10 protein-coding genes are annotated in these 12,283 nt (G+C 54.0%); all 10 read right to left on the bottom strand.

All coding sequences use genetic code 11. From position 1 onward, the window contains the following. Positions 1-7: 7 nt before the first annotated feature. On the bottom strand, positions 8-1,123 hold the full coding sequence (locus IP582_RS19725; protein WP_193794201.1) for an AAA family ATPase: 1,116 nt from the start codon (positions 1,121-1,123) through the stop codon (positions 8-10). Then, positions 1,120-1,827: an RNA ligase family protein gene (locus IP582_RS19720; RefSeq protein WP_193794200.1), complete on the bottom strand. Its 708-nt coding sequence runs from the start codon at positions 1,825-1,827 to the stop codon at positions 1,120-1,122. The genes IP582_RS19725 and IP582_RS19720 overlap by 4 nt, the downstream gene beginning before the upstream one ends. A 294-nt stretch (positions 1,828-2,121) precedes the next feature. Then, positions 2,122-3,660, bottom strand: a complete 1,539-nt coding sequence (emrB, locus tag IP582_RS19715; RefSeq protein WP_193794199.1) for a multidrug efflux MFS transporter permease subunit EmrB — start codon at positions 3,658-3,660, stop codon at positions 2,122-2,124. A 15-nt stretch (positions 3,661-3,675) separates the two neighbouring features. Continuing rightward, positions 3,676-4,848 (bottom strand): multidrug efflux MFS transporter periplasmic adaptor subunit EmrA, encoded by a 1,173-nt coding sequence (emrA, locus tag IP582_RS19710; RefSeq protein WP_039077608.1) that lies wholly within the window; start codon positions 4,846-4,848, stop codon positions 3,676-3,678. A gap of 127 nt (positions 4,849-4,975) precedes the next feature. Next, the gene (gene mprA / locus IP582_RS19705; RefSeq protein ID WP_039077607.1) at positions 4,976-5,506 is read right to left on the bottom strand and encodes a transcriptional repressor MprA; all 531 of its coding nucleotides are present in this window, start codon (positions 5,504-5,506) and stop codon (positions 4,976-4,978) included. Between the two features lie 546 nt (positions 5,507-6,052). Continuing rightward, entirely contained in the window at positions 6,053-7,237 is a 1,185-nt protein-coding gene (locus tag IP582_RS19700) for an MFS transporter (protein WP_193794198.1), read from the bottom strand. Between the two features lie 290 nt (positions 7,238-7,527). Next, complete coding sequence (gene proX, locus IP582_RS19695) at positions 7,528-8,523, bottom strand: glycine betaine/L-proline ABC transporter substrate-binding protein ProX (RefSeq protein ID WP_193794197.1); 996 nt, start codon at positions 8,521-8,523, stop codon at positions 7,528-7,530. Between the two features lie 71 nt (positions 8,524-8,594). Next, positions 8,595-9,662 carry a glycine betaine/L-proline ABC transporter permease ProW gene (gene proW, locus IP582_RS19690; RefSeq protein ID WP_193794196.1) on the bottom strand — a complete coding sequence of 356 codons (1,068 nt, stop codon included), beginning with the start codon at positions 9,660-9,662 and terminating at the stop codon, positions 8,595-8,597. Next, positions 9,655-10,857, bottom strand: a complete 1,203-nt coding sequence (gene proV, locus IP582_RS19685; protein ID WP_193794195.1) for a glycine betaine/L-proline ABC transporter ATP-binding protein ProV — start codon at positions 10,855-10,857, stop codon at positions 9,655-9,657. The genes proW and proV overlap by 8 nt, the downstream gene beginning before the upstream one ends. 455 nt (positions 10,858-11,312) lie before the next feature. Further along, positions 11,313-12,275, bottom strand: coding sequence for a class 1b ribonucleoside-diphosphate reductase subunit beta (gene nrdF / locus IP582_RS19680; protein WP_193794194.1), 963 nt, complete (start codon positions 12,273-12,275; stop codon positions 11,313-11,315). Positions 12,276-12,283: the final 8 nt, after the last annotated feature.

The raw sequence follows: 12,283 nt of genomic DNA, 5'->3' as shown, positions 1-12,283 counted from the left end.
CCTTAGGTTATGCATCTGTGACCCGGTACTCAACGCAATGTGCTTCATCGGGCTGAGGAACCTCAAGCCTGGACGACATGCGCAGAATGACCTCTTCCGGTACGGCATGCTGACGATTTGCATTCTGCGTTTTCCATTGCGGCCAGGGCACTTCCAGATAAACAATTTTTACCCTCGCCCCGTAAGCCGTGAACAGGCTGATAAGCTGAGTTCGCAGTTGTCGGCTGATGTTTGTCGCATTCCACACGAAGGGCGATTTTTGCCGCAAAAGCACGCGCGCTTCCTCTTTCGCCAGTTGTACGACTTGCCCGGTTGCCGTGCGATCGGCGGGACTTACGCCCAGCCGCCTGCGAATATCATCCAGGCTTATGATAGCCAACCCTTTGCAATGTTCACTGATATAGCGATCTTTTCCCATTCCGGGCAGTGCGCTAAGCAAGGTCACCTCGAAGGACTCCGTGTCCCAGGGCACGAAATCTGCCGGGCTGTTCTCATGCGTCAGGTAATGCCAGCGTGCGGTATCGGATACAAAGGGGCGCGCTTGCCCCCAGCAGTGCTGCTCCTGACAAAAGAGCTCAAACAAAGCAATGCGATCAAGCATCTCCTGTTTGTCTTCGCAATGACGCCCCTCCATATCGGCACGCGCGAGCAATGCCAGCAGTCGAGTGTCAATACGCATCGCAGCACTCAGCAGTAAGCGCTCAGGCGACGGGCGTTCCAGCAGCCACAAGGGGAGGCCATGCAGACGCACCAGCGCTGCAATCTGCTCGCGCAGGGCAAATGGCGTCGGGATGTCACGCCACAAAATATGCCGTGCAGTAAGTTCACCTTTGCGGGCATGGCCAGGCGAGTGGATACGTCCGTCATCGTCCTGGTGCGTGGTACTGCGCTTTTCGACATCGTGCAGGAGCGCCGCGGCCCACATTATTTCCTGCTGCTGGCGTGGTAGTTGCTCATACGCATCCATTTCCGTCAACGCATTGAGGACCATCTCGGTGTGGATCCCTACATTGCCTTCCGCATGGTGAAAGGGATCCTGTGGAACCTGATGCATCTCTTCCACCCAGTTAAAACGCTGGCGTAAAGTGGCCCAGTTTTTGTCTTCGCTTAGCTGCCAGATCATCGTGTGCCTCCTGCTGCAAACTCATACGCCATACGGGCGCGTTGCCAGTTGCGCTTCCAGTGCTCGGTGGTTTTCACATGATTTTTGCGCACAAACTTGAAGACATTATGCGCAAATTCATCAACAGGAAATTCTTCACTGTTGCGGGTGACCACACCTTCGAGCGTACACGGCTTGCCGGTCTGGGTATCCCACGGCGCAAATGCGCCACTGCCAGTTGTGAGCGCCAGAAACTCACGCTGCCACGCCTTTTCATCGTTTCCAGGCTGTGGGCCTTTCATCTCTGGTACGCAGGGAAAATCAAAGAGCGCAGCATAAAATTTGACCTCTTCCCAGCTTAACCAGACGTCCCGGCAGCGGATCGCAAAGAGAAAGAAATCCTGCTCCAGCGCGTGATACTCAATGGAATGGACGGCGTAAAGATTCTCACCAAAGAGTTCGAGATCGCCGAGATCGTTTTTCAGCAATTGCCAGCGCTGGCGAATCTTATGTGTCCATGCGGATTGGGTAGGCGTAGCGTGCGAGCGCGCAAAAACGCCATAGCGGTTCAGGCAATTATTCTCACCGTCCAGCTTTTCCGTATGGACCAGCGACGCGATCGACTGCACATCACGCCAGTAATCGGCATTGATGCGGTCATCGCTGGTGGTGCCAGGGGAGAAAGGATAGTGCCAGGTTCTCCCGTATTTTCGTTGTGAATTCATGATAATCCATTATTTTTTGTGTAATTATTGTTCGCCCGCGCGGCGTGCAAATGCCAGGTTGGGTGGGTTAAAAATGTGAGGTTAACAATCACCCGCAAAAGGGGTGGACGACGTCAGAGGGATAAACAACCTGAGCGCGTTGCTCAGAACCGGTTAAGGTGAATGGAAGATTTCGGGGCGGGCGTAAAGATACACGCGTTATGATGATAAAACAACCACCTGCGAGTACGGGCATAAAAAAGGGATCCGAAGATCCCTCAGGTGAAAGCTTTTTTCTGCCGGAATAAGCGGTGCTTAGTGCGCACCACCACCGCCGCCGCCAGCACCAAACGGTGGTCTGGCAAACCACACAAGGCCCAGCAAGACCAGAAATACCGCGGCCGACATCCAGAAAATCTCATTGGCGGAAATAATCAGCCCCTGATTGGTGATTTGCTGGGCTATCCAGCCGGATGCCTGCTGCTGTGACATCCCCAGCCCCTGCAACTGGTTATACATTTCCTGCGCGTTCGGGTTGTAAGGGTTTACCGACTCGGTTAACTGCGCGTGATGCATCGATTCCCGGTTGGTCCACATGGTGGTGGTGATCGATGTCCCGATGGAACCTGCCAGCGTTCGGGCAAAGTTCGACAGGCTCGACGCCGCTGCCAGACGCTCCGGCGGCAGACCGGACAGGGTAATCGTCGTCAGCGGCATAAAGAAGCAGGCCACGGCGAAACCCTGAATAAATTGCGGCCATGCGGAAGCGCCAAAATCCATTCCCGGCTCAAAGGTATATGCACGCCAGTAGAAGCAGACGGCATACATAATAAAGCTGAATGTAACCAGCCTGCGCATATCGAGCTTATGGGCAAAACGACCAATGATCGGCGACAGCAGGACCGGGATCACCCCAACTGGCGCAGAGGCGAGCCCCGCCCATGTCGCGGTGTAGCCGTAAACTTCCTGCAATAGCTGCGGCAACAGAACAATCGCGCCGAAATAGAGCATATAGGCGAGACTGATACACAAACAGCCGATGGTAAAATTCCGCGACTTAAAGAGCGACAGGTCGACTATTGGGTTCTCATCCGTCAGCTCCCACACCACAAGAAAGCTTATCGCCACCACGGCGACAATGGTCAGGATGATGATCTCGCGGGAGTTGAACCAGTCCAGCTCTTTACCCTGGTCGAGCATCACCTGCAGGCTACCGATACCAATCACCAGTAACGCCAGGCCCACGCCGTCGATGCGGCGCTGTTCAGTGCGCGTTTCACGGCCACGCAGCGATTGCAGAGTCAGCAGTACGACCAGTACGCCGATAGGGACGTTGATAAAGAAGATCCAGCCCCAGTGGTAGTTATCACTGATATAACCGCCGAGGATCGGGCCGCAAATGGGGGCTACGATCACCGTCATCGACCACAGCGCCAGCGCAATGGAACGTTTAGCGGGCGGGTAGTTACTCAGCAACAGACTCTGTGAGAGTGGAATCAACGGCCCGGCGACAATCCCCTGAATGACGCGGAAGAAGATCAGCATGCTCAGGCTACTGGAGACGCCGCACGCCCAGGAGGCGATAGCAAAAGCGACGGTAGACCAGAGGAACAGTTTGACCTCACCCACACGCTTCGCCAGCCAGCCGGTGATCGGAATCGAGATGGCGTTTGCCACCCCGAAAGAGGTGATAACCCAGGTACCCTGGCTCAGGGAAGAGCCAAGGTTGCCGGCAATCGTTGGGATCGCGACGTTAGCGATGGTGGAATCCAGCACCTGCATGAAGGTCGCCAGTGACAGCGCAATGGTCATAATGACCAGTTGCGCTCCTTCCAGCGGTTTTCTCTGTTGCATTACGCGTACCTCGGATTAACCCGCGTTGGCCTTCACGATATTTTCAATCAGGGTGTTGACCGGTTTCAGGTCAAGCTCACGTGCGTTGCTCTCATAGGCCGGGCTGGTGCGAACCTGGCTCGACAGTACCTGGCCGTCACGGTTTGTGGTATCAACATTGACCAGCGTTGAGAGGCCAATACGCAACGGGTGATCGCTCAACTGTTTTGCATCGAGTTCGATACGTACCGGCAGGCGCTGAACCACTTTGATCCAGTTACCGGTGGCGTTCTGAGCCGGAAGCAGAGAGAAGGCGCTGCCTGTACCCATATCCAGACCTACCACTTTGCCGGTGTATTTCACTTCATCACCGTAAAGATCGCTAACGACGGTGGCTGTCTGGCCGATACGCATATGCGCAAGCTGAGTTTCTTTGAAGTTTGCGTCCACCCACAAACCCGTGGCCGGTACGACGGCCATCAGCGAGGTTGTCGGGCTTATCTGCGCGCCAGGCTGAACGGCACGGCGAGAAACATAACCAGTGATCGGGCTGACAATTTTGGTACGTTGCAGCGCAAGCCAGGCGTTACGCAGTTCAGCGGCGGCCTGTTTTACCGCAGGCTGATCTTCCAGACGGGTATCCAGGATCATCGCCTGGTTGGCGTTATATTGCTGAATAGCAACATCCAACTGCGCCTGTGCGGTGGCGACAGCATCACGGGCATGTTGCAGCTCTTCACGGCCAATCAAGTTGGCGTTGCCCAGCGGCACACGGCGATTTAAATCCGTTTGCGCCTGAGCCAGAGCGGTACGTTGCAGTTCGATGCTTGCCTGAAGCTGCTTGCCGTTGATCATCAACTGACGGGTCTGGCGAACGCTTGAGGCCAGCGCGGTCTGCGCTTTTTCAAATGCCTGTTGGGCATCGGTAGCATCAAGGGTGACCAGCACATCCCCTTGTTTGACGTAGTCGGTATTGTCAGCCCAGACTTTCGTCACGCTGCCGGATACCTGCGCCATGATTTGAACCTGGTTCCCTGCCACGTAGGCGTCATCGGTTTCCTCAAAATGACGCAGTACTAAAAACCAATAAATCCCATATGCCACGGCAATAACAATAAAGAGCAAGGTCAACAGCAGAAGGGCGCCTTTACGTTTGCCTTTCTTTTTGACCGGTTGCTGCGGGGTTTGACTCTCCGCATTTGCGCTCATGCTTTTCTCCACGATCTTATTATTTCATATCGGCAAGGCCGACCTGTTTTGTCAGAAAGGCCAGCAGTGTGACGTGCCGGCCTGACGGAATTCTTATTCAATCTGGATGTTCGAGCGGATCTCAGCGTTAGCGCAGCGCCTCGAGGATGGTGCCGTCTTCGTCCATTTGATCCAGGCGAGTGAGCAACTTGCGTGTGATGTGCTCGAGTTGGTCTTTTTCAGCGGTAGTCAGCGAAGACCAGAGTTGGTGCAGACAGTTGTGCTGCGGTGGCAGAACCTGACGCAGGAATTCATGCCCTTTTTCGGTCAACTGCAGATGAAGGCAGCGACGGTCATTGTCGCTTTCACGGCGTTCAATCCAGCCGCGTTTTTCCAGTTCATCGGCGATACGGGTCGCATTGGTGCGGGAAGAGCCTAGCGCGCTGCTCAGTTCCGATGGCTGAATACTGTGATTTTCCTGCGACTCCAGGGTGATTAACGCCATAAATAATGTTTCGTTAATCCCTTGAGCTTTCAGCATTTTGTTGCGGTTTTCCAGCAGTTTGCCCTGCATGTGCATACACAGGCGGGTGAGCAGAATTTCCTGGAACGGGAAATCTTCATAGCGGCTGGCGCGGAATTTAAGCATTTGTTCAATGGGCGTAAACGAACTATCCATTTGGGCATAACCTCATTAATTGCAGTCGATATAGTAACGACAGTGACAAATAAAGTAAATGTATTATTTTCTCTAATAAATTTGCTTTAGTTATGGGACTGTCAGTAATTTCCAGACGATTCCGTAAGCGAGCGCGCGCAATAATCCAGCAAGAATCAGTCTGCGCGTTTTCCAGAAACGCAGCCCCAGAAAGATAAATAAAACGTTAACGCAGCCTGTAAGGGGCGCGGCGGGGATGGAGAACAGAGTGATGCGGGAGATGAACTCGCCGGGTGGCGAAAAATCTGGCTTCGTGGCATTCAGGCCGAATGGGAGTGCCACAGGAGCGTAACGTAATACACCAGGAAGACGGTTTCTAAACCCTTCCGGAAAGGCTGCAAGTGCAACGGGGAAGGGGTCGGTTGTTGTATCTCTACTATCCATAGTATTTGTTAAATATCACCCACGTTAAAATCACCGGGATAAATAAGTCGCATAACCATATCAGACTCAGGGGCACCTTAACACCCCGGTTTTTTGGTGTTGCGACCTGGCGTGGGCGGGATTTTATTCTGCTTTTTGCGGGTGCTGATAGCCTCGCCACCAGACCAACAGGTTAAGGGCAGCGAAACTGCCACCTGCAATACTCACCCCGGTCCAGCCTGCATGCTGCCATGCCGATGCGGAGATAAGCGATCCGGCCGCGCCACCGACGAAATAACTGGTCATATAACCGGCGGTCAGGCGGTTACGGGCTTCTGGTTTGAGACGATAAATGACGGTCTGGTTGGTAATGTGGACACCCTGTACGGTCAAATCCAGTACCAAAATCCCGACGATCAGCGCCAGCACCGAGCTTTGCCCCCAGGCAATCGCCAGCCAGGAGAGAAGCAGTAACCCCAGTGAGACGGTGGTGGTCAGGTGAGCTTTGCCTTTGTCCGCCAGGCTACCAAAAGGACGCGCACCCAGTGCGCCTGCGGCGCCCACCAGGCCAAATAGCCCAATCACCCCTTCTGAGAAGTTAAAGGGCGGCGAGGCGAGCAGGAAGGCCATCGAGGTCCAGAGAATGCTGAAATTGGCGAAGGAGAGGCAGCCCAGCAGTGCGCGGGTGCGCAGTACTTTTTCGTTGGCAAACAGGGTGAAGATCGATCCCAGAAGCTGCGGGTAATTCAGCTGATTGTCCTGTTTGACCTTTGGCAGACCACGCCATAGCGCAATCGCCATGATAACCATCAGCACGCTGGCTACCCAGTAGACCGTACGCCAGCCGCCGAGACTTGCCAGTAATCCGGCAACGGTTCGCGCCAGCAGAATGCCAAGCAGCAGGCCACTCATAATGGTGCCGATGACTTTGCCACGTTTTTCCGGCGCGGCAAGGGTGGCGGCCAGCGGAACAAGGATTTGCGCCACCACTGAGAAAAGGCCCGTCAGTGCGGTTCCAAGAACCATCATCCCAAGCGTGGTGCTGCTGGCCGTGATCAACATCCCTCCCGCAGCCAATAGGGTCATGGAGACGATGAGCCGTCTGCGCTCAAACATATCGCCCAGGGGAACCAGGAACAGCAAGCCAGCCGCATAGCCGAGTTGGGCCGCGGTGACAATAAAGCCAGCCTGATTGGGAGAAAGCGCGAAGGCGCGGGCAATCGCATCGAGCAACGGCTGCGCGTAATAGTTACTGGCGACGGAAAGGCCGGTGGCGACGGACATGAGCGCGATCAGCGCCGGGCTAAGCCCTTGATGTTGTTTGGTCATTTTTCTGTGACTGATTCATTAGCTGATTATTTTCGTGGATATCAATAATAACTAATGAAGAGAAAAAGGTGGGAGGGATCGCGTGTCGCTTAGTGCGGTTATGAGGGGATTGTGCGCTCTGATGCCCTCTTCCACGGGAGAGAGAAAATTATGGGGGAGGGAAATGTAGCCCGGATAAGGTGCGTTAAGCACCGCATCCGGGATTGGTCCCCGGTGGCGCTTCGCTTACCGGGGCTACGGGAGAGAGGGGTAGGGTGAGGGGGAAAAGGCCGCACTCAAACCCAACCCCCTTACTTCTGCGCGGCCAGCGCCTCTTTCACCCAACCGTCAAACTGCTGCTGGTGGGCTTTGATCCAACCATCAACATGACCCTGAATATCCGCTTCGGAGGCGTGACCGGCGTGCATCATCGCATTCTGAGCATTGATATCAGAAATCGGCAGCTTCATTACGGAGAACAGTTTCGCCGCCGCCGGGTTTTTCTCGGCCCAGGCTTTATTGGCGACAATGTGCATTGTGTTCACCGGGAAGCCGTAGTTCATACCGTTAGGCAGTTTGGTGTCGATATTTTTCTGCTCGCCCGGCAGAGAAGAGAATGGCACCTGCAGCCAGACCACATCTTTCCCCGGTTTCAATACGTCACTAACCCAGTATGGCGTCCAGGTGTAATAGAGCACCGGTTTGCCTTCTTTAAAGCGAGTAATGGTATCAGCCATCATCGCCGCGTAATTGCCCTGGTTATGCACCACGGATTTACTCAGACCAAAGGCGTCAAGCTGGTGGTTGATCACCGCTTCACAGCCCCAGCCTGGCGTACATCCTGTCAGGTCCGCTTTACCGTCGCCGTTGGTATCAAACAGTTTGGCAATGTTGGGATCTTTAAGTTGATCGATGCTTTTAATGTTGTACTTCTCAGCGGTCTTCTTATCGATCAGATACCCCTGCGCTGCGCCGGTAACGAAATCCCCCTCCCGGTAGAACTTTTTATCTCCGCCGGCCGCCGCGTACATATCATCATGCAGTGGTTGCCAGTTCACGGCGGTAAAGGTCACATCGCCCGCCGCCAGTGAGGTGTAACCGACGTTGTAGTCCACTTCGCTGGGCTTGTTGACGGTGTAGCCGAGTTTTTCCAGCCCACGGCTGACCAGCAGGGTCTGGAATGTTTCTTCAGAGATAGTGCTCTGGAAGGGTTGTACGGTGATGCCTTTGCCGGGCAGGTCGGCCGCAAATGCGCTGGTGGAGACAAGGGTGGCAAACGCTGTGGCGAGAATGATGTTCTGTCGCATCGTTGTTATTCCTTCAATTTTAGGTAGGACTCAGTAGGCCCGGAGCGCGTGTCTCCGGGCGAGCTACATCGTTATTTAATGAACGGGCGAGTAATCAACCCAAGTGGGCCGGTGCTGTACCAGCGACGATTACCCCGGCTGCGGGCATCGCGACCCATCGCCTGTGTCAGGCGGTCGAGGATGATGGCGAGGATAACAATCCCCACGCCACCGACGGTTGCCAGCCCCATATCGAGTCGGCCAATACCGCGAAGTACCATCTGACCAAGTCCACCGACGGCGATCATCGATGCGATCACTACCATGGAGAGGGCAAGCATAAGCGTCTGGTTGATCCCCGCCATAATGGTGGGCATGGCCAGTGGTAACTGTACTTTGAACAACATCTGACGCGGGCTGGCGCCAAATGACCGTGATGCTTCAATTAAATCTTCCGGCACCTGGTTAATACCCAGGATAGTCAAACGCACCACCGGCGGCAGGGCGAAAATAATGGTCACCACCACGCCCGGCACATTGCCGATACCAAACAACATCACAATCGGCACCAGGTAGACAAACGCAGGCGTTGTCTGCATGGCGTCGAGCAGCGGACGGATGATCTTCGCCGCACGTTCACTGCGTGCCAGCCAGATGCCAAGCGGTAGCCCGATGATGATGCAAAACAGCAGGGCGGTCAGCACCAGTGCCAGCGTGACCATCGCCTGCGACCAGGCGCCAATGGCACCGATCAAAATCAGTGACACCAGTGCCGCGACGCCCATTCCGGCGCTGCTAATCTGCCAGGCGATCAGTGAAAAAACAATGATCGCGACCGGCGCAGGCATCCCCAACAGCAACTGCTGGAAGGCGCTTAAGATGTAATCCACCGGGACACGGATGCCCTGGAACACCGGGCGGAAGTGCGTCACCACCCAGTCGATCCCCTGCGTGACCCAGCTATCCAGTGGGATCAGCGTCTTATGGAAGGGATCCATAATATTAAAATGCTCCGGCGCAGGTGCCGGGGCATTGGCGAGCCAGTCGGCACCGCCGCCATCCGTTGGTGCGGAGGCGGGTGATGATCCCCACGCATCAGCCGATTGTGCCGCGCTGTCGGTTGCCGGTGCGCTCTCCCACGGGTTATTTTGATCAGCCATTGTTTGCTCCCTCGCGATCTAAAGCCTGCAGCAGCATCCGTTTGGAGATGATGCCGACGTATTGTTGTTCTTCACCGACCACCGGTACCGCGCAGGGTGCCTGGCCAACATGAGAGAGCAACTCGCTGAGCGGCGTTTCCGCGTCCACGGCAAGCGGGGAGTCGATTAACGCCGCATCGATACCCTGATTCTGGCTTAGCGCCGTTTTCAGAGAGTCGATGGAGACAATGCCAACAAATTTATTACCGCGTTCAATCACATAACCATATTCACGGTCTTCATCCTGCAACATCTTCAGCGCTGAACGTGGGCCAAAACCTGGCGTTCTGCGAATAAGGCCGACCGGCGTGCGGCGGGCAATATCTTTTGCGCTGAATACCTGGCTAATATCCACACCACGGAAGAAGGTTCGCACATAATCATTCGCCGGATTATTCAGAATTTCATCCGGTGTTCCGACCTGAACAACTTCACCGTTTTGCATAATGGCAATCCGATCGCCAATACGCATTGCTTCATCCAGATCGTGGGAAATAAAGACCACAGTGCGTTGATGACGCGACTGTAATTTCACCAGTTCATCCTGCATCTCGGTACGAATTAATGGATCGAGCGCCGAGAAGGCTTCGTCCATTAATAAGATGTCGGGATTAATCGCTAATGCGCGAGCGAGACCTACGCGCTGGCGCATACCACCAGAGAGTTCATCCGGATAAGCGTGGGCATAATTCTCCAGCCCGACCTGACGCAATGCGTCTAAGGCTTTTTCCTGACGCTCACTGACGCTCGCACCCGCTAATTCCATGCCAAACGCAGTGTTATTTAACACTGTCATATGCGGCATTAGCGCGAATGACTGGAAGACCATCGCAATCTTTTTCCTGCGCACCTCACGGAGTTCGGCATCTGATATTTTGGCGATATCCACGCCATCAATCAGTACCTGTCCGCGGGTGGGTTCAATCAGGCGATTGAGAAGGCGTACCATTGTGGACTTACCCGAACCGGATAATCCCATGATGACAAATATCTCGCCTTCTTCAATGGCCAGACTGGCGTCTTTAACGCCAAGCGATAGCCCTGTTTTTTCCAGAATTTGTTCTTTCGAAAATCCTTTTTCAATATATTTGAAAGCCCGCTGCGGATGCTCGCCAAATACTTTATATAGGTTTTTAACTTCTAATTTAATTGCCATGCAATAGAACGTTTCCTGTTATTTATTTATGTCGATATGTTACCTGATGCGAATAATTGACCGCGTATACCCTAGCATACTGAGATTCTGTGACAACCCTCATGACTTGTATTGGGGGAATTTTGCAAGTGTAAAATCGTCTGAATTTCCCATGAGATAAGGGCTGAGCGGTGATTGAATTTTTATGAGATTTTTCGTATTCGCTGCTGAAATTACGGTGCGATGATGGTGATTGTGGGTGAATATGGCGAAAGAATGACGGAAGAAATATTACGGAATGTTTGTAGTGAGTGAGTGGGAATAATATTGAACAATGTGCGAGTATTTCCCCTCACCCTAACCCTCTCCCCCTGGGGAGAGGGGACCGGATCGGTGCCGGTCAGATAAGCCGGGTACGGCCTGTTTTTCGCCCTCTCCCCTGGGGGAGAGGGCCGGGGTGAGGGGAGACGGGCGGCTCAGAAATCCCAGTCTTCATCCTCGGTTTCCACCGCTTTGCCCATCACATAAGACGAACCGGAACCCGAGAAGAAGTCATGATTTTCATCCGCCCCCGGTGAGAGGGCGGCGAGAATTGCCGGGTTTACTTCTGCCATTTCCGCCGGGAACAAGGGCTCATAGCCCAGGTTCATTAGCGCTTTATTGGCGTTGTAACAGAGGAAGGCTTTCACATCCTCGGCCCAACCCGACTCCGCATATAAGTCCTCGGTGTAGGTCACTTCGTTATCGTAGAGATCCATCATCAGCTCCAGCGCGAAATTTTTCAATTCTTCACGCTTTTCACTGCTGACTTTTTCCAGTCCTTTCTGAAACTTATAGCCAATGTAATAGCCGTGAACCGCCTCATCGCGAATGATCAAACGAATCAGGTCCGCCGTATTGGTCAGCTTGCCGCGGCTGGACCAGTACATCGGTAGCCAGAAGCCGGAATAGAATAAAAATGACTCCAGGAACACGCTGGCAATTTTCTTCTTCAACGGATCATCGGCACGGTAATACTCGAGAATGAGCTGTGCCTTACGCTGCAACGCGCTGTTCTCTTCACTCCAGGCGTAGGCCGCATCCACATCTTTTGTCTGACACAGCGTGGAGAAAATCGAGCTGTAAGAGCGGGCATGCACCGCTTCCATAAAGCTGACGTTCGACAAGACCGCCTCTTCATGGGGCGTCAGCGCATCAGCCATTAATGTCGGCGCACCCACGGTATTCTGAATGGTATCGAGCAGCGTCAGCCCGGTAAAAACGCGGATCGTCAGTTGCTGTTCCGCGTGGCTTAGTGTCTGCCAGGCGGGGATATCGTTCGACAGCGGTACCTTTTCAGGTAGCCAGAAGTTACTGGTCAGGCGGTTCCAGACCTCAAGATCTTTATCATCCTGAATCTTGTTCCAGTTGACGGCGCTCACGCGTGATAGTGGTTTCATCCTTTTCT

Origin of the sequence: Citrobacter sp. BDA59-3, from assembly GCF_015167655.1 — a bacterium.
GTDB lineage: Bacteria > Pseudomonadota > Gammaproteobacteria > Enterobacterales > Enterobacteriaceae > Phytobacter > Phytobacter diazotrophicus.
The sequence above is the reverse complement of the archived record's forward strand: the minus strand, read 5'-3'. Positions and strand labels throughout refer to the sequence as shown.